Source organism: Nocardioides sp. NBC_00368, from assembly GCF_036090055.1.
Classification (GTDB): domain Bacteria; phylum Actinomycetota; class Actinomycetes; order Propionibacteriales; family Nocardioidaceae; genus Nocardioides.
The window spans coordinates 3,852,930-3,871,888 of sequence record NZ_CP107970.1 but is presented as its reverse complement, the minus strand read 5'-3'; the positions used below and the strand labels follow the sequence as shown (position 1 = coordinate 3,871,888).

General features: G+C 69.2%; 22 protein-coding genes and 1 tRNA gene. 17 read left to right on the top strand and 6 right to left on the bottom strand.

All coding sequences use genetic code 11. The features are described from left to right. Positions 1-2: 2 nt before the first annotated feature. The 7 genes from nuoN to OG984_RS18410 all read left to right on the top strand — a co-directional run bounded on the left by nuoN (position 3) and on the right by OG984_RS18410 (position 7,455). Positions 3-1,547 carry an NADH-quinone oxidoreductase subunit NuoN gene (nuoN, locus tag OG984_RS18440; RefSeq protein ID WP_328527677.1) on the top strand — a complete coding sequence of 515 codons (1,545 nt, stop codon included), beginning with the start codon at positions 3-5 and terminating at the stop codon, positions 1,545-1,547. Next, positions 1,544-2,557, top strand: a complete 1,014-nt coding sequence (locus OG984_RS18435; protein WP_328527676.1) for a polyprenyl synthetase family protein — start codon at positions 1,544-1,546, stop codon at positions 2,555-2,557. The genes nuoN and OG984_RS18435 overlap by 4 nt, the downstream gene beginning before the upstream one ends. A gap of 55 nt (positions 2,558-2,612) precedes the next feature. Beyond that, positions 2,613-3,530: an EamA family transporter RarD gene (gene rarD / locus OG984_RS18430; protein ID WP_328527675.1), complete on the top strand. Its 918-nt coding sequence runs from the start codon at positions 2,613-2,615 to the stop codon at positions 3,528-3,530. A gap of 162 nt (positions 3,531-3,692) precedes the next feature. Continuing rightward, a complete protein-coding gene (locus OG984_RS18425; RefSeq protein WP_328527674.1) occupies positions 3,693-4,769 on the top strand; it encodes a sulfate ABC transporter substrate-binding protein in 1,077 nt (358 codons plus the stop codon). A 7-nt stretch (positions 4,770-4,776) separates the two neighbouring features. Then, complete coding sequence (gene cysT, locus OG984_RS18420) at positions 4,777-5,634, top strand: sulfate ABC transporter permease subunit CysT (protein ID WP_328527673.1); 858 nt, start codon at positions 4,777-4,779, stop codon at positions 5,632-5,634. Next, positions 5,627-6,469 (top strand): sulfate ABC transporter permease, encoded by an 843-nt coding sequence (locus tag OG984_RS18415; protein WP_328527672.1) that lies wholly within the window; start codon positions 5,627-5,629, stop codon positions 6,467-6,469. Before cysT ends, OG984_RS18415 begins: the two co-directional genes overlap by 8 nt. A 14-nt stretch (positions 6,470-6,483) precedes the next feature. Further along, positions 6,484-7,455 carry a sulfate/molybdate ABC transporter ATP-binding protein gene (locus tag OG984_RS18410; protein ID WP_328527671.1) on the top strand — a complete coding sequence of 324 codons (972 nt, stop codon included), beginning with the start codon at positions 6,484-6,486 and terminating at the stop codon, positions 7,453-7,455. Positions 7,456-7,560: 105 nt separating this feature from the next. Here OG984_RS18410 and OG984_RS18405 read toward each other — a convergent pair whose 3' ends face one another. Then, positions 7,561-8,019: an RrF2 family transcriptional regulator gene (locus OG984_RS18405; RefSeq protein ID WP_008356464.1), complete on the bottom strand. Its 459-nt coding sequence runs from the start codon at positions 8,017-8,019 to the stop codon at positions 7,561-7,563. Between the two features lie 374 nt (positions 8,020-8,393). Between OG984_RS18405 and OG984_RS18400 the strand changes: the two genes are divergently transcribed. Further along, the gene (locus tag OG984_RS18400; protein WP_328527670.1) at positions 8,394-8,549 is read left to right on the top strand and encodes a hypothetical protein; all 156 of its coding nucleotides are present in this window, start codon (positions 8,394-8,396) and stop codon (positions 8,547-8,549) included. Positions 8,550-8,574: 25 nt separating this feature from the next. On the opposite strand, the gene OG984_RS18395 is transcribed toward OG984_RS18400, so the two are convergent. Further along, the gene (locus OG984_RS18395) at positions 8,575-9,300 is read right to left on the bottom strand and encodes a ribosome hibernation promotion factor (protein ID WP_328527669.1); all 726 of its coding nucleotides are present in this window, start codon (positions 9,298-9,300) and stop codon (positions 8,575-8,577) included. A gap of 163 nt (positions 9,301-9,463) precedes the next feature. Here OG984_RS18395 and OG984_RS18390 point away from each other — a divergent pair, with 163 nt between their 5' ends. Next, on the top strand, positions 9,464-10,645 hold the full coding sequence (locus OG984_RS18390) for a carboxylate-amine ligase (protein WP_328527668.1): 1,182 nt from the start codon (positions 9,464-9,466) through the stop codon (positions 10,643-10,645). Here the strand turns inward: OG984_RS18390 and OG984_RS18385 are convergent. After that, positions 10,632-11,123: a YajQ family cyclic di-GMP-binding protein gene (locus OG984_RS18385; RefSeq protein WP_008356498.1), complete on the bottom strand. Its 492-nt coding sequence runs from the start codon at positions 11,121-11,123 to the stop codon at positions 10,632-10,634. The two genes, OG984_RS18390 and OG984_RS18385, sit on opposite strands and share 14 nt — an antisense overlap. 150 nt (positions 11,124-11,273) lie before the next feature. On the opposite strand from OG984_RS18385, the gene OG984_RS18380 reads away from it, so the two are divergent. Beyond that, positions 11,274-11,355, top strand: a tRNA-Tyr gene (locus OG984_RS18380). 90 nt (positions 11,356-11,445) lie between these two features. Here the strand turns inward: OG984_RS18380 and OG984_RS18375 are convergent. Then, a complete protein-coding gene (locus OG984_RS18375; protein WP_328527667.1) occupies positions 11,446-12,240 on the bottom strand; it encodes a MerR family transcriptional regulator in 795 nt (264 codons plus the stop codon). Positions 12,241-12,318: 78 nt separating this feature from the next. On the opposite strand from OG984_RS18375, the gene OG984_RS18370 reads away from it, so the two are divergent. From OG984_RS18370 to OG984_RS18350, 5 genes are read left to right on the top strand one after another with little or no spacing between them, the layout of a single operon-like run. Next, complete coding sequence (locus OG984_RS18370) at positions 12,319-12,681, top strand: nuclear transport factor 2 family protein (RefSeq protein ID WP_328527666.1); 363 nt, start codon at positions 12,319-12,321, stop codon at positions 12,679-12,681. A 34-nt stretch (positions 12,682-12,715) separates the two neighbouring features. Then, on the top strand, positions 12,716-13,339 hold the full coding sequence (locus OG984_RS18365; protein WP_328527665.1) for an oxidoreductase: 624 nt from the start codon (positions 12,716-12,718) through the stop codon (positions 13,337-13,339). Beyond that, positions 13,302-13,505, top strand: a complete 204-nt coding sequence (locus OG984_RS18360) for an SDR family oxidoreductase (protein WP_328527664.1) — start codon at positions 13,302-13,304, stop codon at positions 13,503-13,505. The genes OG984_RS18365 and OG984_RS18360 overlap by 38 nt, the downstream gene beginning before the upstream one ends. 25 nt (positions 13,506-13,530) lie before the next feature. After that, positions 13,531-13,860, top strand: a complete 330-nt coding sequence (locus OG984_RS18355) for a nucleoside triphosphate pyrophosphohydrolase family protein (protein WP_328527663.1) — start codon at positions 13,531-13,533, stop codon at positions 13,858-13,860. Positions 13,861-13,881: 21 nt separating this feature from the next. Further along, positions 13,882-14,295, top strand: coding sequence for a PPOX class F420-dependent oxidoreductase (locus tag OG984_RS18350; RefSeq protein WP_328527662.1), 414 nt, complete (start codon positions 13,882-13,884; stop codon positions 14,293-14,295). A 6-nt stretch (positions 14,296-14,301) separates the two neighbouring features. On the opposite strand, the gene OG984_RS18345 is transcribed toward OG984_RS18350, so the two are convergent. Both OG984_RS18345 and OG984_RS18340 read right to left on the bottom strand, forming a co-directional pair. Then, a complete protein-coding gene (locus OG984_RS18345) occupies positions 14,302-15,075 on the bottom strand; it encodes a carbonic anhydrase family protein (RefSeq protein WP_328527661.1) in 774 nt (257 codons plus the stop codon). Positions 15,076-15,170: 95 nt separating this feature from the next. Next, positions 15,171-15,938: an IclR family transcriptional regulator gene (locus OG984_RS18340; protein ID WP_328527660.1), complete on the bottom strand. Its 768-nt coding sequence runs from the start codon at positions 15,936-15,938 to the stop codon at positions 15,171-15,173. A gap of 164 nt (positions 15,939-16,102) precedes the next feature. Here OG984_RS18340 and aceB point away from each other — a divergent pair, with 164 nt between their 5' ends. Next, positions 16,103-17,692 carry a malate synthase A gene (gene aceB / locus OG984_RS18335; protein WP_328527659.1) on the top strand — a complete coding sequence of 530 codons (1,590 nt, stop codon included), beginning with the start codon at positions 16,103-16,105 and terminating at the stop codon, positions 17,690-17,692. Next, the gene (locus OG984_RS18330; RefSeq protein ID WP_328527658.1) at positions 17,689-18,951 is read left to right on the top strand and encodes a DUF6986 family protein; all 1,263 of its coding nucleotides are present in this window, start codon (positions 17,689-17,691) and stop codon (positions 18,949-18,951) included. The genes aceB and OG984_RS18330 overlap by 4 nt, the downstream gene beginning before the upstream one ends. The last annotated feature ends 8 nt before the right edge of the window (positions 18,952-18,959 follow it).

Genomic DNA, 18,959 nt, shown 5'->3' with positions numbered 1-18,959 from the left:
CGATGTTCGAGTCCCCCGGAATTTCGTACGCCACCCTCTGGCCCGTCCTGCTGGTGCTCGGCGTCGCCTGCGCCGGTGTCGTCGTGGAGGCCTTCGCGCCGCGCGCCGCACGGTTCAACGCCCAGGTGTCGCTGGCGCTGGCCGGCCTGGTCGCCGCACTCGCGGGGACGGTCGCCGTCGGCGCCGGAACGGCGCTTGGTGCTTCGACGGGGGAGGGTGCCCTCGTCATCGACGGTCCCGGGGTCTTCTCCCAGGGCCTGGTGCTGCTGGTCTCGCTCGGCGGCGTCGCGCTCTTCGCCGAGCGCCGCCTCGACAACGGAGTGAGCGCCTTCGCCGGCCAGGCCGCGGCTCTGCCGGGCACCTCGGCCGAGCGCACCGCCTCCCAGCGGGGCCTGGAGCACACCGAGGTCTACCCGCTGATGATGTTCGCGGTCGGCGGGATGATGCTCTTCTGCATCTCCGGCGATCTGCTGATGCTCTTCGTCGCCCTCGAGGTGCTCTCGCTCCCGCTCTACCTGCTGACCGGGCTGGCGCGGCGTCGCCGGCTGCTCTCCCAGGAAGCGGCGCTGAAGTACTTCCTGCTCGGCGCCTTCTCGTCCGGCATCTTCCTCTACGGTCTCGCGCTGGTCTACGGCTTCGCCGGCTCGATGTCGCTGGCAGAGATCGGTGAGGCGGCGGCCGAGGACGGCTCCAGCCCGCTGCTGCTCCTCGGCATCGGCCTGATGGCGGTCGGTCTGCTCTTCAAGACCGGCGCGGTGCCCTTCCACTCCTGGACCCCCGACGTCTACCAGGGCGCTCCGACACCGGTGACGGCGTGGATGAGCGCGGCTACCAAGATCGCCGCGTTCGCCGCGATGCTCCGGCTCTTCTACGTCGCCTTCGGGGCCGAGGGTGAGATCTGGCGCCCGGCCATCGGTGTCGTCGCGGTGCTCACGATGCTGCTGGGTGCCTCCTTCGCGATCGTGCAGACCGATGTGAAGCGGATGCTCGGCTACTCCGCCGTCGCCCACACCGGCTTCCTGCTCACCGGCCTCCTCGGCGTGCAGACCGACGCCTTCGGTTCGACCCAGGCGGTGCTCTTCTACCTGACCGCCTACGGGTTCGCGACGCTCGGTGCCTTCGCGATCGTCTCCCTGGTCCGTGGGCCCAACGGCGAGGTCGGCTCGCTCGACCGCTGGGCGGGACTGGGCCGGACCAACCCCTGGGTCGGGGCGACCTTCGCCGTCTTCCTGCTCTCCATGGCCGGGCTGCCGCTGACCGCCGGGTTCATCGGCAAGTGGGGCGTCTTCGCCGCCGCGCTGGGCGCGGGCCAGTGGCCTGTCGTCGCGGTCGCGATCGGCTCCAGCATCATCGCGATCTTCTTCTACGTGCGCGTCATCATGCTGATGTTCTTCACCGACGCCCGCGAGGACGTGGCCACCGTTTCGACGCCGTCCTACGCCACCTCCGTCGTGATCGCTCTGAGCGCTGTCGCCACCGTCTTGTTGGGTGTAATTCCGGGCCCTGTGCTCAGCCTGTTGGTGGATGCGGGAGGATTCATCGGGTGAGCACCAGCGCACCTACCGACCGAGCCCCTGAACTCGCCCTCCCGATCACCGATCCCGAGCTCGAGCAGCGGCTGCGCGCTCGGTTGGCGATCGTCGAGGAGAAGCTCGCGGGCTATGCCCGCAGCAGCTCGCCGTTCGTCACGGAAGCGGCCTCGCACCTGCTCGAGGCCGGCGGCAAGCGGTTCCGGCCGTTGCTGGTGCTGCTGGCCGCCGAGTGCGGCCCCGACACGCTCGCCGAAGAGGTCATCACCGCTGCCTGCATCGTCGAGCTGACCCACCAGGCCTCGCTCTACCACGACGACGTCATGGACGAGGCGCTCCTGCGCCGCGGCGAGGACACCGCCAACGCCCGCTTCGACAACCACGTGGCCATCCTGACCGGCGACTTCCTCTTCGCCCGCTCCTCCTCGCTGACCGCCGAGCTCGGCCCCGATGCCGTACGCATCCAGGCGGCCACCTTCGCCAAGCTCGTCGAGGGCCAGATCCTCGAGGGCGTCGCGCCGGCGGAGGGTGTCGACCCGGTCGACCACCACCTCGAGGTGCTGGCCGGGAAGACCGGCGTCCTGATCGCCACCTCGGCTCTCTACGGCGCGCTCTTCTCCGGTGCCGACAAGAAGATCCAGGAGGCCCTGGTCGCCTACGGCGACATCGTCGGCGTCGCCTTCCAGCTCTCCGACGACATCCTCGACATCGCCTCGGACGAGTCCGGCAAGACCCCGGGCACCGACCTGCGCGAAGGCGTCCCGACGCTCCCGGTGCTGTTCGTCCGCCGCTCGAACGAGCCCGGCGACGCCCGTCTCCTCGAGCTGCTCGACGGCGATCTCACCGACGACGCGGCCCTGGCCGAGTGTGTCGCCCTGCTGCGTGCCCACCCGGCGCTGGCCGAGGCGCGCGCCTACGTCCAGGCCCGTGCCGAGGAGGCCAAGGCCGCCCTCGCCCCGCTGCCCGAGGGCCCGGTACGCACGGCCCTGGAGGCCTTCGCCGACATCGTCGCCGTCCGCTCCGTCTGAACCGAGGCGCGATATTCAGTAAAGGGTATCCGGGCCCTGGCAGTACCGTTGCGACGTGAGTGAGCAGCGTCGTGGAGTGATGTTCGGCGCTGCGGCGTACGTCATGTGGGGTGCGTTCCCGCTCTACTTCCCGCTCCTGGAGCCGGCCGGTGCCTGGGAGATCCTGGGTCACCGGATCGTGTGGTCGCTCGTCGTGGCCGCGGGCCTGGTACTGATCGTGGGGCGCCGCAAGCAGGTGGCGGCGATCCTGCGCGACCGGCGCAAGCTCGGGCTGCTGACGGCGGCTGCGGCGGTCATCTCGATCAACTGGGTGACGTACATCTGGGGGGTCAACAACGGGCGGATCGTGGAGACGAGCCTGGGCTACTTCACCAACCCGCTGGTCACGATGCTGATGGGCGTGATCATCCTGCGCGAGCGGATGCGGAAGCTGCAGTGGGTGGCGCTGGGGATCGCGTTCGTGGCTGTCATCGTGCTCACCCTCGACTACGGGCGGCTGCCCTGGGTGGCGCTGCTGCTGGCGTTCTCGTTCGGCACCTACGGGCTGCTGAAGAAGAGCGCCGGGGTCGGCCCGTTCGAGTCGCTGGCCGTCGAGACGGCCGTGACAGCGCCCTTCGCGCTCGCGCTCATCGTCGCTCTTCAGGCCACCGGCAGCGGCACGCTCGTCGGTCACGGCGTCCTCCACGTACTCCTGCTGATCAGCCTCGGCATCATCACGGTGGTCCCGCTGGCCTGCTTCGGCGCCGCCGCCATCCGGGTGCCGATGGTCACGATCGGCCTGCTGCAGTACCTCGCGCCCATCCTGCAGTTCGCCGTCGGCGTCTTCATCGCCCACGAGGCGATGCCGCCCGGACGCTGGGCCGGCTTCGCGATCGTCTGGGTCGCGCTCGTGATCTTCAGCGCCGAGGCCGTTCACAACCGCCGCAAGGTCCTGCGTGCGCAGGTCGCGCCGCTGAGCTCGACGGGCGTCTAGACCCGCCGAGAAGTCGCCCCCGTAGGCCGTCTCGGCGCCCGGGTTCCGTCCACGGAGCGGACCGATTCTGTGTTTTCACATTCACTCGACTAAGTCCAGTATTCTCCTCGACATTCGTAACCCGATCGACCTTGACTCGGCAGGGCAGAAGTGAGGAACCAGATGAAGAAGATCAAGGTTGCGGTGGCGTTGGCCGCTGCGAGCATCCTGACCTTGACCGCCTGCGGTGGCTCCGGCGGCGCCAGCGACGCGGAGTCGATCTCGATTGTCGGCTTCGCCGTCCCCGAGACGGCCAACAAGGCGATCGCCAAGGAGTTCAACAAGACCCCCGAGGGCGAGGGCGTCACCTTCGAGACCTCGTACGGCGCTTCGGGAGACCAGAGCCGGGCGGTCGAGTCGGGCCTGAAGGCCGACTATGTGCACCTGTCGGTCGGCACCGACGTACAGCGTCTGGAGAAGGCCGGCCTGGTCGACCCGACGTGGGACGACGGTGAGAACAAGGGCATCGTGTCCAGCTCGATCGTCGTGCTCGGTGTCCGGGAGGGCAACCCGAAGAACATCCAGGGCTGGGAGGACCTGATCAAGCCGGGCGTCGGTGTCGTCACCGCCAACCCGGCCTCCTCCGGCGCCGCCCGCTGGAACGCGCTGGCCGCCTGGGGCTCTGTCGTGAAGAACGGCGGCACCGAGGAGGAGGGCAAGGCCTACCTCGACAAGCTCTTCAAGAACGTCGTCACCCTGACCAACTCCGGCCGTGACGCGACGACCGCCTTCCTCGGCGGCACGGGTGACGTGCTGCTCGCCTACGAGAACGAGGCGATCCTCGCGGCCCAGCAGGGCGAGGGTTTCGACTACATCGTCCCGGACACGACGGTTCTGATCGAGAACCCTGGCGCCATCCTCGAGGACTCCTCCAAGCCGTCGCAGGCCTGGCTCGACTTCGTCCTCGACCCGCAGGGTGGTCAGAAGCAGTTCGCGCTCACCGGGTTCCGCCCGGTCAACACCGCCGAGCCCGGCGTCGTCGACTGGGACGCGATCGGTCTGAAGCCCGAGGACATCAAGGGCGCCAAGGACCCGGCCGACCCGTTCCCGGCACCGAAGCAGCTGCTCACCCTGGAGAACGACTTCGGCGGCCGCGACTGGTCGGGTGTCAAGGAGAAGCTCTTCGGCACCGGTGAGGACGGCGAGGCTCTCGGCATCGTGACCGACTCCATCGCCAAGTCCGGCAAGGCCTCCCAGTAGTCCCGTCATGACGACAACCATCCCTGAGGTCCGCCCGGCTGCTCCTCGGTCCGGCCGGCCGGCCTCCACTCTGACTCGGTCCACTCTTGGGAGAACCAGCGGCATCGGGCTCGGTGTCACGATGCTCTGGTTCAGCCTGCTCGTCCTCATCCCGCTGGTCGCGGTGGTCATCACCGCGTCCAGCGGGGGCTGGTCCGCCTTCGCGAGCCAGCTCAGCAACGAGCAGACCGCCTCCGCGATCTGGCTGACGATCCGCGCCGCCATCGTGGTCACGCTGATCAACGTCGTCATCGGCACGGTCATCGCATGGGTGCTGGTGCGCGACAGGTTCTGGGGCAAGGGCCTCCTCGAGGTGATCATCGACATCCCGTTCGCGCTGCCGACGATCGTCGCCGGCCTCGTGCTGCTCTCCCTCTACGGTGCCGAGTCGCCGCTCGGCCTGCACTGGGCGAACACCTCGATGTCGGTCTACCTGGCCCTCGCCTTCGTGACCCTGCCCTTCGTCGTACGCATGGTGCAGCCGGTCCTCGAGGAGCTGGACGCCGACGTCGAGGAGGCCGCGGCCTCCCTGGGTGCCTCCCGGTTCACGACCTTCCGGCGGATCATCCTGCCCTCGCTGGCCCCGGCCATCGCGGCGGGCGCGGCGCTCTCGTTCGCGCGCGGGATGGGGGAGTACGGCTCCCTGGTCCTGCTCTCGGGCAACCTGCCGTTCAAGTCCGAGGTCGCCTCGGTGCGGATCCTGTCCGCGATCGAGAACGACAACCCGGAGGGCGCGGCGGCGATCGCGGCGATGCTGCTGGTCGTCTCGCTCCTCGTCATCGTCGTCCTCGACCTGATCCAGAGGAGGATGGTGCGCCGTGGCTGAGACCCGTCGTGCTCCCCGCACCCCGCTGACGTACGTCCTCCGCATCATCGTCATCGCCTATCTGGGCCTGCTCGTGGCCTGGCCGGTGGTCCTGGTCGCGTGGAACGCCTTCCACGTCCCCGACGTCGGCTTCACGACCGAGGCGTTCGCCGGGATCTTCAGCGACCCGCAGATGATGCACGCGATCCAGCTGACCTGTTGGGCTGCGGTGGTCGCGACGCTGATCAATCTGGCCTTCGGCGTCTCGATTTCGCTGCTCCTCGTCCGGACGGAGTTTCCGGGCAAGCGTGTCCTGAGCGCGCTGATCGACCTGCCGCTCTCGGTCTCGCCGATCGTGGTCGGCCTGGCCCTCGTGCTCGTCTACGGCGGGCGCGACGGCTGGTTCGGGCCGACCCTCGAGCCGGCCGGGATCCAGGTCATCTTCGCCACGCCCGGGATCATCATGGCCACCGCGTTCGTGTCGCTACCGCTGGTGATCCGCGAGGTCATCCCGGTGCTCGAGGAGATCGGCACCGAGCAGGAGCAGGCCGCCGCGTCGCTGGGGGCGAGCTCCTGGCAGACCTTCTGGCGGATCACCCTGCCGGGCATCAAGTGGGCCGTCATCTACGGCGTCGTGCTCACCCTGGCCCGCTCGCTCGGCGAGTTCGGCGCGGTCAAGGTGGTCTCCGGCAACGTGCTCGGCCAGACCCGCACGGCCACCCTCGCGGTCGAGGAGAAGTACCTCAGCTTCGACCAGCAGGGTGCGTACGCCGTCGCCTTCCTCCTCGCCAGCGTCTCCGTCGTCTGCATCCTCATCGTCTTCGTGCTGCGCGCCCGCGGTGCGCGCGTACGGTGAAAGGACCACATCCCATGAGCATCGAAGTACGTGGTGTCGACAAGCGTTACGGCGACTTCGTCGCGCTGGAGGACATCAACCTGACCATTCCGACCGGGCAGCTGACGGCTCTGCTGGGGCCCTCCGGCGGCGGCAAGACCACGCTGCTGCGGGTCATCGCCGGGCTGGAGACGCCAGACTCCGGGGCGGTCGTGATCGAGGGCAAGGATGCGACGTCGCTGCCCGTCCAGAAGCGCAACGTGGGCTTCGTCTTCCAGCACTACGCCGCGTTCAAGCACCTCTCGGTGGCTCGCAACGTCGCCTTCGGTCTGGAGATCCGGAAGCGGCCGCGCGCCGAGATCGCCGCGAAGGTTTCGGAGCTGCTCGAGCTCGTCCACCTCTCGCAGTTCGCCCACCGGCTGCCCTCACAGCTCTCCGGCGGCCAGCGGCAGCGGATGGCGCTGGCGCGTGCGCTGGCGATCGAGCCGTCCGTGCTGCTGCTCGACGAGCCGTTCGGCGCTCTGGACGCCAAGGTACGCAAGGAGCTGCGCGACTGGCTGCGCCGCCTCCACGACGAGGTGCACGTGACCACCGTCTTCGTGACCCACGACCAGGAGGAGGCCCTCGAGGTCGCCGACGAGATCGTGGTCGTCAACCAGGGCGGGATCGAGCAGATCGGCACTCCCGAGCAGCTCTACGACGAGCCGGCCAACGACTTCGTGATGTCCTTCCTCGGCGACGTGACCACGCTGGGCGGGGCGCTGATCCGGCCCCACGACGTCGAGGTCACACCGTCGCCGCTCTCGGAGCACTCGCTCGAGGGCTCCGTCTCGCGGGTCCTGCGGATCGGGTTCGAGGTGCGCCTCACGGTCCTCACCGACGACGGCGAGGTCGTGACCGCCGAGCTGACGCGTACGCATGCCCGGGCTCTGCGGCTCGAGGAGGGCGTCAACGTGTTCGTCACGCCGTCGCCGGGGGCTTACACGATGCCGGCGCCAGCGGCGTAGGGGCGGCTGTTCGTCTAGGTATGCAGGGAAACCGTCACTTCCCGTGCGGAATCCCGCGAGGGAAGTGACGGTTCGGCTGCATACCTAGACCAACCGCCAGCAGCCTCAGTGAGGCAGCCAGGCCTCGTCGCGCGCGGTGCGGGTGGTGACCTCGTCGGGCAGCTCGCGAGCGGCGAGCTCGGCGATCGAGACCTTCTCGAAGACCTCGCGCAGCGAGTCGCGTGCGGCGATCCACACGTGCTGGAGGACGTCGGCGCGTTCGTTATAGGTAACTGCCTCGGGACGCAGGCCGTAGACCGAGACCAGCGGGCCGTCGACGGCGCGGATCACGTCGGCGACGGAGACGTCCGACGCCTTGCGGGCGAGGCGCCAGCCGCCCGACTGCCCGCGCTGTGAGATGACGACGCCGGCCTTGCGGAGGTCGGCGAGGATCGCCTGCAGGAACCCGTGAGGGATCTCCTGGGCGCGGCCGAGCTCCTCGGCGCTGACAGCTTTTCCGTCCTCACGCGCGGCCATCTCGATGAGGGCGCGGAGGGCGTAGTCGGACTTGGCAGATACTCGCACGGCCACATTCTTGCAGATGAATGCAGAATTTCGCTCAATCTAGTGGTCAAGTCTACTTTCGTTCGCGAGCGTCTCGGCGCGCACCTTGAGCGCGGCGGGGCATGCCGCCGGAATCCGTCAGCGACCCGCTCCGGACCGGCCAGCCCGACCAGCGGACCGGAGAACTCCTCGACCGTCTCGTAGCGTGTCGGTCCGCCAGGTCGCTGGGTCGGTCGCTGGTGACGTACGCCCCGGACCAGGCCGAGCCGCGCCGGCCAGCCCTCATAGAGATAGGCCAGGTACGCAGCCCCGACCCCGTCCTTCCCGACGACCGGTGGCTCGAGTGCCGAGATCCGCTCCGGTGAGCGCGCGCGGCCCCCGTTCGCCCAGGTCACATGGAGGGTGATCGGGTTGCCCACCGCCGCCGGCTGCGCGGTCTCGGCGCGGACGACGAACGGTTCCACGCGGCGTACGACTCGGTCTCGACCATCACCCGCCACACCACCTCGATCGGGACGTCGATCTCGGCCGAGGCTCTCGGGTGCACGTAGGTCACGCCCGGAGCCTAGTGCGGGGTCAGGCGAGCTCGATCAGGCCGTAGTGCCCGTCGTGCCGCTGATACAGCACGCTGCCGACACCGGTGCCCGCGTCGAGGTAGAAGACGAACGGCTCACTGCCTGCCTCGAGCCGAGCACGCGCCTGGCCTTCGGTCAGCGACGGCGGTGCGGGTGGCTGGATCGCCGAAGGCAGACGGTGCGCCAGCGTGGGTGCGCCCGAAGCGGCGTCTCGATAGAGGAAGAAGTCGTGATCGAGCAGGTCCATCTCGTACGCCGCCTCGTCGGGCGTCATCGGCGCGCTCGCGAACGACTTGCGGCGGACCACCTCCCGGCTCTCCGCCGGCCTCGGGAAGTGGGGAACTCGATGACGTGGGAGGTCGCCGTGGCGCCACTCGTGCTCGGCCGGGATGCTCGTCCGGCGGTGCTGCGTGCGGTTGCGATCCTGCAGGTGTGTCAGCTGTCGGCGCAGTCGGTACTCCAGGTCGTCGACGGCCTCCGGCATGGTCGGGGCCGCTGTCTTCGCCCTCACCACCAGTCCGTCGACCTTCGCGGACGCCTCTGCGATGGCATGGTTCTCCGACGCCGGGTTGCGCCGCCAGTCCAGCACGACGTGCGCCGTCAACACCGGTCCGTGCGCGATGTCGAGTGCTGTGGCGATCTTGCCTCGTGCGTACTTTCCGGCGTACTCGCCGACGTTGCCGCGCAGGGTGACTTCGACCGGGATCGGGTTCTTGATGATTGGCATTCGTCCCTCCTCATGGGGCTCCATCGCCCCCTCTCGATGCAACCTCGGTCGGGCTGTCCGGGTCAGTGCCCAAGGTCCTTCGGTGGCGTGCTTCTCGGCCCTGCCTGCGCAGTGGTCGGCCTCCGAGGCTGGTGGTTGATCGACCGACGGGGAAGGCGAGGGCATGCGCGCGACTGTTTTCGACCGGGGCAGCACGCCTGCCGCCGTGAGCGGGCTGGGTGGATCGGCTGACGACAGCTGTGCGCCGACCGTCGGGGTGGAGGAGGAGTTCACCCTGCTCGACCCGCGCAGCGGTGCGGTCGTCCCGGCCGCGGTCCCGATCATCCGCGAGTGTGGCTACCCGACACGCGTCGTCGCCGAGTCGATGCTGTTCATGGTGGAGGCACGCACGCCGGTGTGCACCACCCTCGCGGAAGTCCATGACGCCCTGATCACCATGCGTCGCCGGGTCGCGGAGGTTGCGAGCCGTCACGGCGTCATTGCCGTCGCCACCGGAGTATCGCCTTTCGGGCTGCCCGACCCACCCCAGGTGACGAATGAACCTCGCTACAACGAGCTCGCGCGACTGTTCCCGGAGGCCATGCGCACCAACGGAACCTGCGGCTGCCATGTCCACGTCGGTGTGCCGACCAGACAGCTGGCCGTGGAAGCACTGCTCCGGTTCCGCTCCTGGTTGCCGCCTCTCATCGCACTGACTGCGAACTCACCCATCTGGGAGGGCGAGGTCACCGGCTGGGCCAGCCAGCGCTTCAACCTCGCCTCGCGATGGCAAACCTTCACGCCTGCCCCACCGGTGCGCTCGGCGGAGGCGTACGACCAGATGGTCGACCAGGCCGTCGCGTCGGGCCTGGCAATGGACAGCCGCAGCGTGTACTTCCTGGCACGCCTCTCACCCAGATACCCCACCATCGAGGTCAGAGCGGCCGACATGAGCCTGACCGCTGAGGAAACCGTGGCGTACGCCGGGCTGGTGCGCGCGCTGATCAGCATGGCAGTCGACGACGCGGTTGCCGCGCGGCCTGAAGTAACCGTCCCGCAGGAACTGCTTCAGCGGTCCTGCCGGTCCGCCGCTCGAGGGGGCCTCCGCGGAGTGGCGCCCGATCCGCCGACAGGCCGGCTCGTGCGCACCGGGCAGCTGGTCGATGCGATGGTCACCCGAGTTCAGCCATATCTGCGGGCACACGGAGACGAAGCGTTGGTGCTCTCCACCATCAACCGTCTGCGTGCCGTCGGTGGCGGGGCCGACAGGCAACGTGCCCTGTTTCGACGTGCCGGCTCGCCAGCTGCCTTCGTCGCCGCGCTCGCTGCGGCGACGACACAGGCGCAGCGATTCAGCGGTAGTTGATGAACTGGACCGCGAAGTCGTAGTCCTGGGCCTTGACCAGGGAGATCACGGTCTGCAGGTCGTCGCGCTTCTTGGAGGACACGCGGAGCTCGTCGCCCTGGATCTGCGCCTTGACGCCCTTGGGACCCTCGTCGCGGATCAGCTTGGAGATCTTCTTCGCGTCCTCGGAGGAGATGCCCTCCTTGAGCGTGATCGAGATCTTCGACTGCTGCCCGGACTGACGCGGCTCGCTCGCGTCGAGGATCTTGAGCGACTGCTGGCGCTTGATCAGCTTGTCCTGGAAGACCGAGAGCACCGCGCTGGCGCGGTCGTCGGCGGACGCGGAGATCTCGATCGCGTGCTCACCGCTCCACTCGATCGTCGCGTTGGTCCCCTTGAAGTCGAACCGCGTCGCGACTTCACGTGCGGCTTGGCTCAGCGCGTTGTCGACCTCCTGGCGGTCGATCTTGCTCACGATGTCGAACGACGAGTCAGCCATGACTCTCTCCTCTAGCTTCCGGCCAGGACTATGCCCCGGGAACGTACCTGTCTCACCCTAGGACCTCGTCCCGTTTTCGTACGCCGCCAGCCCCTGCGCTATTGTTTCTTGCTGTCGCGATCCTCTCTGGAGGGGCGCGCGCACAACCCAGGCAGGTTGCCCGAGCGGCCAATGGGAGCGGACTGTAAATCCGTCGGCTTTGCCTTCGAAGGTTCGAATCCTTCACCTGCCACGCCTGGGAGAACACCCCGGTGGCCAGCGGAAACGTTGGCCACCGGGGTGTTTCGCTTGTCCGGCTGTGTCGAGCCGTAGTCCGCTGCTGTCAGGTGACGCGAAAGACCGGCCAGCCGATCTCGGTGCGCCACGCAGCGGGATCGCTCGTGTCGCGAGGGCCGACGAGGTAGACCTCCCGCACCGGCCCGGCGACCGACATCGCGTTCTCCACCACCCAGGTCCCGAGCTCGCCGTACGTGACCTCGATGCCGTCGTGCTCGCCGACGTGGGTGGTGACGGCCAGCTCCGCGGCCGGCAGAGTTGCGGGGTGCACGCGTCCGGTGCGGGGTGGCGCAGCGGTCGGCAGGTAGACGAACGCGTGGCCGCGCTCCTGCTCGAAGAGTGCGTTGTCGTAGCTGCCGCCCGGCGGCCCGGTCACGGCGGCGCCGACGGCCGCCTCGAGCTCGGCCATCGCGCCCGCGTACCAGGACTCCATGTCGTCGTGCCCGACGACGGCCTCCACCGCCGCGACCGTCCGGGCGGGCTCCGCGCGCAGCTCGACGTCGATCGGCGCGGGGTCGGGTTGGAGCAGGCGGCGCAGCGAGACGACCGCGGCCCGGGTGCGGTCGAGCACGTCCTCGAGGCGTTGCAGGTGGCCGGCGACCAGGGCCGCCCGGACACCGGGATCGGGGGTTCGCAGGATCTGTCGCACATCGCTCAGGGGGACGTCGAGCTCGCGGAGCCGGTGGATCACCTGCGCGGTCGGGATCTGGTCGACGCCGTAGTAGCGGTAACCGGTGGTCTCGTCCACCACGGCGGGTTCCAGCAGGGCCGCCTCGTGATATCGGCGCAGCGTCCGTACGCTCAAGTGGGTCAGTCGCGAGAACTCCCCGATGGTCAGCACCCCCTCATTGTGAACGCTCCCCCAGGGGGAGAGTCCACCGCTTGACCCTCCCGCGGCGGGACGCCGCACGGTGGGGTCATGACACAGCACACCGAGATCCCGTCCGACCTGCTCCCGACCACCGTGCGCGACTTCCTCACCGCGCACATCGCCTACGACGCCGACACCGCCTCGTCGTTCCTCACCGAGGACGCGGTGATCGTCGACCAGGACCAGACCTTCCGCGGACGAGAGGTGGTCCACGCGTTCCTGCGGGACGCCGGGTCCGAGTTCGAGTACACGACCGAGCAGATCGGCACCCACCGCGCCGACGACACCCACTGGGTGGTCACCCTGCGGCTGGAGGGCAGCTTCCCGGGCGGCGTCGCCGAGCTCGACTACCGGTTCGCGCTGCGGGACGGCCTCATCGCCGAGCTCGTCATCGCCAACCACCCGGCCTGACCACATCACACACTTCGATCTTCACAGGAGAACAATGTCTATCTCAGATCGCGACCGTCTCGACGGTCGCCGGGCGCTGGTCACGGGCGGCTCGAAGGGCTCGGGCAAGGCCGTCGCAGAGAGACTGCGAGAGATGGGTGCCGACGTGTACGTCACGGCGCGCACCATGCCCGAGGGGTACGAGCACCCCGACCGATTCATCGAAGCGGACATCTCGACGGCTGACGGCACCGACGCCGTGGCCGCTCGGATCGCCGAGGTCGGCGGCACGCTCGACATCCTGGTGCACGTCGTCGGCGGGTCGTCGACACCGCCCGGAGGGTTCGCGGTCATCACCGACGACCAGTGGCTCACCGAGCTGAACCTCAACCTCCTCGGAGCGGTACGTCTGGACCGAACCCTTCTTCCGGCGATGATCGCGTCCGGCTCGGGCGTGGTGCTGCACATCACCTCGATCCAGCGTGAGCTGCCCCTGCACGACGCGACCTTGGCGTACGCAGCAGCGAAGGCCGCACTGCGCACGTACAGCAAGGGGCTCGCCAACGAGCTCGCCCCGCGCGGCGTACGGGTCAACGCGATCAGCCCCCGGCGGAATCGAGACCGAGGCCTACGAGGGATTCGTGGACCGGATCGCCGAGGGCAACGGGCTCACCCGTGAGGCAGCCAAGCAGACCATCTTCGATTCCCTCGGCGGCGTACCCCTCGGACGGTTCGCGAACACCGAGGAGATCGCCGACCTGGTCGGGTTCCTGGTCTCGGACCGCGCCTCGGCGATCGTGGGCGCCGAGTACGTGATCGACGGCGGGACCGTCCCGACCGTCTGAGCGGGAGGCGCGATAAGTTCTGGTGATGGACATGAACGCCTACCAGCAGGCAGCGCTGCGCACGGCGGCGTCGAAGGGCACGCCCAACGAGGTGTTCCATCTGCTGCTGGGGCTGGTCGGCGAGACGGGTGAGATCGCCGAGAAGGCGAAGAAGATCATCCGGGACCACGACAGCGACTTCGCCCAGTGGGACCTCGATGATCTCGCCAAGGAGCTCGGCGACACACTGTGGTACCTGGCAGTCCTCGCTGACCACTTCGGGCTCCCGCTCGCGGACGTCGCCGAGCTCAACATCAAGAAGCTCGCCGATCGTCAGCAGCGCGGCGCCATCGGTGGCAGCGGCGACGACCGCTGACCTCACCGATAAGGAGCACCTATGACAGTCGACGCAACTCCCTCGGCCGCGGAGAACGACGAGTTCTGGCGGGAGCGGCGAGTGTGCTTCCTGACCACGAGCCGCCCGGACGGCAGCCCGCATCTCGTCCCGGTGGGGGTGACGTTCGATCCGGAGGCCGGCATCGCGCGCATCATCAGCAGCGCGGGCAGCAAGAAGGTCCGCAACGTACGCGCGGCCGGGGACGGCGCGCAGGCAGCGGTCAGTCAGGTCGACGGGCGGCGGTGGTGCACGCTGGAGGGCACCGCGGTGGTCAAGGACGACGCGGAGTCGGTGGCCGACGCCGAGCGGCGGTACGCCGAGCGTTACCGGCAGCCTCGACCCAACCCGGAGCGGGTGGTCATCGAGATCACCGTGACCCGGGTGCTCGGCAACACCCGTCCTTCTGGCTGGTGAGTGCGGTCAGCGCCTGATCGCGTCGGAGAGGACCGTGCGGTCGGTGATGTCCTGGACGTCGCGGCGGTTGCCGGTCGGGAACATCGTGCGGAGGCGCTCGATCTGGCGCGGCGAGGCGGTGATGGGCTCGGTGAGCATCACCCACTGGACGCCCTCGGTGTAGGGGGCCGTGGTGAGGGAGCCGTCGTAGCGGTAGGAGGCGTGCCGGCGCGGCAGGAGCGCGCCGACGTCGATGTGGCCGACCGGGTCGGCGGCGGCGCACTCGGAGACCAGGTGCTCGTAGAGGCGGCCGAGGGTCTGGTTGGTCCGGCCGGGGCGTACCCAGACGCCGATGACCAGGGTGTGGCCGGTCGCGTCCTGGTGCACGAAGTGCATCTCGATCGGGTAGTCCCGGGCGGCGAGGCGATGCTCGCTCGGCGTGTGCCAGTGGAACTGCGCCAGGCCGTACGTCACGCCCTCGACCGTGAGCGACCCGGCGCCGGGCGGAAGCTCGGCGCGCACGGTCTCCTCGTGGCCGCGCACCGCGCAGCCGTCGGGGTCGTCGGCGTCCTCACGGACGTACGTCATCGTGACCGTGGCGTCGTGGGGGTAGTGGACATGGAGCGTGGGCAGGTGCGCCGGCTCGGTGTCGCCGGGGGTGATGCGGATGGGGCTCTGGTGCGGCTCGCCGGCCCAGGTCGCGGAGGCGACCGAGGACGAGGACAGGACGGTGAGCCCCGCGATGGCGGCGGCTCCCTGGAGCAGTGTGCGGCGGTTCAGCCCGGCGTCGGTGGGCAACATGGAGATCTCCCGAGATCTACCGGGTCGACGTGGCCCGGAACCGCAATACGTACCACGTCCGGAGGCGCCCCGTGGGGACGCCGCTCGGTGCGAGTTCAGGCCAGGTCGGCGGCGAGCTGCTTGCCGGCCTCGGTGAGCAGCGGGACCGCGCGCTCGATGAGCTCGTCAGTCATCCGCCCGGTGGGCCCGCTGATGGACATCGCCAGCCGCGGCGCGTAGTCGGGGACGGCGACGGCCACGCAGCGTACGCCTGCCTCCTGCTCGCCCTCGTCGATCGCGTAGTGGCGGTCGCGGACCTGATCGAGCTGGTCGAGGTAGTCGTTGCGGTCGGTGATCGTGGTCGAGGTGTAGGGGACCATGTCGGTGCGGCGGAGGATGTCGCGGACCTGGTCGGGAGCCATGTCGGCGAGGATCGCCTTGCCGACGGCGGTGCAGTGCGGGGACACCCGCCGGCCGACCTCGGTGAACATGCGCATCGACTGGCGCGACTCGGTGTGGGCGACGTAGACGATCTGATCGCCGTCGAGCATCGCCAGGTTGGCCGACTCGCCGACCTCGTCGACGAGCCGGGCCAGGTGCGGGCGGGCCCAGGTGCTGAGCATGCGCGAGGAGCTCTCGCCGAGCCGGATCAGCTTGGGGCCGAGGACGTACTGCCGGTTGGCCTCCTGGCGGAGGTAGCCGAGGTCGACGAGCGTGCGCACCAGCCGGTGGATGGTCGGCAGCGGCAGACCGGATGCGGCGGAGAGCTGGGACAGACCCATGGTTCCGCCCGCGTCGGCCATCGTCTCGAGCAGGCCGAAGGCCCGCTCGATCGACTGCACGGCACCGGCGCGTGCCTTCGGCGCCTTCTCGTTCTCGCTCACCTGAACTCCCGATCCCATGGGTACTGACTTCCGGATGATGGAAGTCTAGCGTCGTGTAGAGGAAAAACCGTTGGTTGCGTCGGTTGTCAGGTGAGATTAATATCCGCAATGCGGAAAGAAGAATCCATTCAAAGGAAAACTGTGGCCCTGGGAGGGTGGAGCTCGTGAACATTCAGATCACCGGTGGCGAGGTCGAGCGGGGAGCCGAGATCCTCACCCCTGAGGCCCTCGACTTCGTCGCGGAGCTGCAGCGACGCTTCGGGGCCCGCCGTGACGAGCTGCTGGCCGCCCGCAGGATCCGCCGCGAGGAGGTCGCGCGCACCGGCCGGCTCGACTTCCTGCCGGAGACGGCAGACGTACGCGCCGGCGACTGGACCGTGGCGCCGGTGCCCGAGGACCTCCTCGACCGCCGGGTCGAGATCACCGGCCCGACCGACCGGAAGATGACGATCAACGCGCTCAACTCCGGCGCTCGGGTCTGGCTGGCCGACATGGAGGATGCCAGCACGCCGCACTGGGGCAATGTGATCGGCGGCCAGGTGAACCTGTACGACGCCATCCGGCGCGACATCTCCGCGATGTCGCCGCAGGGCAAGCTCTACGAGCTCAAGCAGGACCAGCGGCTGGCCACGATCGTGATGCGCCCCCGCGGCTGGCACTTCGACGACCAGCACGTGCTGGTCGACGGCAAGCCGGTCGTCGGCGCCCTGGTCGACTTCGGGCTCTACTTCTTCCACAACGCCCGCGAGCTCGTGGAGCGGGGGAGCGGGCCGTACTTCTATCTTCCCAAGATGGAGAGCCACCTCGAGGCGCGGCTGTGGAACGACGTGTTCACGTTTGCGCAGGAGGAGCTCGGGATCCAGCACGGCACCGTGCGCGCGACGGTGCTCATCGAGACCATCCCGGCCGCGTTCGAGATGGACGAGATCCTCTACGAGCTGCGCGACCACGCCTCGGGGCTCAATGCCGGGCGTTGGGACTACCTGTTCAGCCTGATCAAGTACTTCCGCGACGCCGGCCCCGCCTTCGTGCTGCCCGACCGCGCCACGGTCGGGATGACCTCGCCGTTCATGCGTGCGTACGCCCAGCTGCTGGTCAAGACCTGCCACCGCCGCAACGCCCACGCCATCGGCGGGATGGCCGCCTTCATCCCGAGCCGTCGCGACCAGGAGGTCAACGCCATCGCCTTCGCCAAGGTCCGCGAGGACAAGGAGCGCGAGGCCGGCGACGGCTTCGACGGCTCCTGGGTGGCCCACCCCGACCTGGTCCCGATCTGCCGGGAGATCTTCGACGGTGTCCTCGGCGATCGGCCGAACCAGGTCGACCGGCAGCGCGACGACGTCTCGGTCGCCGCTGAGGACCTGCTCGACGTCGCCTCCGCGGGTGGTGCGATCACCCTCGCCGGGCTGCGCGACAACGTCGAGGTCTCGCTGGTCTACCTCGACGCCTGGCTCCGCGGTGCCGGCGCCGTCGCCATCCACAACCTGATGGAGGACGCCGCCACCGTCGAGATCTCGCGTTCGCAGATCTGGCAGTGGGTGCACAACTCGTCGAAGCTCGACGACGGCACCCAGGTGACGGCCGAGCTCGTACGCCGGGTCCTGGACGAGGAGATGGCGAAGCTGCTCGCGGCGGCCGACGGGATCGAGCACCGTCTGGAGCAGGCCCGCACCATCTTCGAGGAGGTCGCGCTCGCCGACGACTACATCGACTTCCTGACCCTCCCCGCCTACGACCAGGTGGTGGGTGCATGAGTCACCTCGAGGAGCTTGTTGCGCGGCTCGATCGGGATCTCGCCGGGGCCGACGCGGCGCTGGCCGCCGGCTATCCGGGGGATCGTGGCGTACGCCAGCCGGTGCACACGGTCTACGTCCCCGGCGACCGCTACTCGGACAAGATGGTCGCGCAGTGGTCGGCCGAATCTGTCGCCGCGCTGGACGAGTTCGGCGGCTCGCCTGCCGAGGTCGCCGAGGTGTTCGGTCTTCGTGTCGATCTGGCCGACGCGATCTACGACCGGGTGCGCGCCAAGCTCGCTGCCGAGCCGATCGAGGACCTACGGATCGACTTCGAGGACGGCTACGGAGCCCGGCCGGATGCCGACGAGGACGATGCTGTGGTCGCGGCCGCCGGGGCCCTTGCGGCCACCGTCCGCGACGGCGCCGCGCCGCCGTTCCACGGCATCCGGATCAAGTCGTTCGAGGCTCCGACACGGCGACGGGGACTGCGCACCCTGGACCTGTTCCTGGGTTCGTTGGTCCGCGAGGGCGGTCTGAGCGACGGCTTCGTCATCACGCTGCCCAAGGTGACCTCGGTGGAGCAGGTGACCGCGATGGTCACCGCGTTGTCCGCGCTCGAGGCGACCCACGGGATCGAGGTTGGCAGCCTGCGGTTCGAGATCCAGGTCGAGACGCCGCAGGCGATCCTCGGCTCCGACGGCACCGCGCTGGTCGCCCGGATGATCGCCGCCGGGTCGGGCCGGGTCACGGGACTGCACTACGGGACGTACGACTACTCCGCCTCGCTCGGCGTCGCCGCTGCCTACCAGAGCATGGAGCACCCGGTCGCCGACCACGCCAAGGACGTGATGCAGGTGGCCGCTGCCGGCACCGGCGTCTTCGTCTCCGACGGCTCGACCAACGTGCTCCCGGTCGGGGACGCGTCGGCCGTACGCGCCGCCTGGCGGCTCCACTCCCGCCTGGCGACCCGCTCGCTCGCCCGCGGGATCTACCAGGGCTGGGACCTGCATCCGGCCCAGCTCCCCAGCCGCTACGTCGCAACCTATGCGTTCTTCCGGGACGGGCTCGAGGTCGCCTCGGCCCGGCTGCGGGCGTACGTCCACGGCGGTGACTCCAGCTATCTCGACGAGCCGGCGACGGCCGCCGCGCTGGCCGCCTTCGTGCTGCGCGGGGTGGAGTGCGGCGCGGTCGCGGCCGACGAGGTCGAGCGGCTGGCCGGGATCGACCAGGCCGAGCTGGCCGAGCTGGCCGAGTTGGCCCGTCGGCGGGTCGTCTGAGCCTGCCG

Excerpts from the sequence above, each read along its gene's own strand:
- nuoN (WP_328527677.1), top strand. The coding sequence starts at position 3 with ATGTTCGAGTCCCCCGGAATTTCGTACGCCACCCTCTGGCCCGTCCTG.
- OG984_RS18425 (WP_328527674.1), top strand. The coding sequence starts at position 3,693 with ATGAAGAAGATCAAGGTTGCGGTGGCGTTGGCCGCTGCGAGCATCCTG.
- cysT (WP_328527673.1), top strand. The coding sequence starts at position 4,777 with ATGACGACAACCATCCCTGAGGTCCGCCCGGCTGCTCCTCGGTCCGGC.
- OG984_RS18410 (WP_328527671.1), top strand. The coding sequence starts at position 6,484 with ATGAGCATCGAAGTACGTGGTGTCGACAAGCGTTACGGCGACTTCGTC.
- OG984_RS18400 (WP_328527670.1), top strand. The coding sequence starts at position 8,394 with ATGGAGGGTGATCGGGTTGCCCACCGCCGCCGGCTGCGCGGTCTCGGC.
- OG984_RS18395 (WP_328527669.1), bottom strand. The coding sequence starts at position 9,300 with ATGCCAATCATCAAGAACCCGATCCCGGTCGAAGTCACCCTGCGCGGC.
- OG984_RS18390 (WP_328527668.1), top strand. The coding sequence starts at position 9,464 with ATGCGCGCGACTGTTTTCGACCGGGGCAGCACGCCTGCCGCCGTGAGC.
- OG984_RS18385 (WP_008356498.1), bottom strand. The coding sequence starts at position 11,123 with ATGGCTGACTCGTCGTTCGACATCGTGAGCAAGATCGACCGCCAGGAG.
- OG984_RS18370 (WP_328527666.1), top strand. The coding sequence starts at position 12,319 with ATGACACAGCACACCGAGATCCCGTCCGACCTGCTCCCGACCACCGTG.
- OG984_RS18365 (WP_328527665.1), top strand. The coding sequence starts at position 12,716 with ATGTCTATCTCAGATCGCGACCGTCTCGACGGTCGCCGGGCGCTGGTC.
- OG984_RS18355 (WP_328527663.1), top strand. The coding sequence starts at position 13,531 with ATGGACATGAACGCCTACCAGCAGGCAGCGCTGCGCACGGCGGCGTCG.
- OG984_RS18350 (WP_328527662.1), top strand. The coding sequence starts at position 13,882 with ATGACAGTCGACGCAACTCCCTCGGCCGCGGAGAACGACGAGTTCTGG.
- OG984_RS18345 (WP_328527661.1), bottom strand. The coding sequence starts at position 15,075 with ATGTTGCCCACCGACGCCGGGCTGAACCGCCGCACACTGCTCCAGGGA.
- OG984_RS18330 (WP_328527658.1), top strand. The coding sequence starts at position 17,689 with ATGAGTCACCTCGAGGAGCTTGTTGCGCGGCTCGATCGGGATCTCGCC.